The 277-nt window shown below is 54.5% G+C and carries 1 pseudogene; it reads right to left on the reverse strand.

From position 1 onward, the window contains the following. A pseudogene (locus H3Z84_RS07265) lies at positions 1-277 on the reverse strand (xylulose 5-phosphate 3-epimerase); the annotation flags it as partial.

The following is a 277-nucleotide window of genomic DNA, read 5'->3' on the forward strand; positions in this document are numbered from 1 at the left end:
AGCCTGACGGCCGTCAAAAACGGCAGGCAGTTTTGCCTTGGGAACCGTCATGGCCCAGAACTGCCCCTGGGTTCGAAAACACTCGTTAAGGCACGCCACAGCACTATTGCAGTCGGGAGGATAGACAACGCGGGCAGTGTCGCGCAAAAATAATTTCCTGCCGAAGAGCGCCAATCATTTTCATGGCAAACGCTTCGTAGGACACCACCAGATTCATACCTCCCTTATTACCCAGAGCGGCGCTGACAACGGCCTCCTCATTCAGGGCTGTGATTAC

This window comes from Marinobacter sp. bablab_jr003 (assembly GCF_016464245.1).
GTDB lineage: Bacteria > Pseudomonadota > Gammaproteobacteria > Pseudomonadales > Oleiphilaceae > Marinobacter > Marinobacter vinifirmus.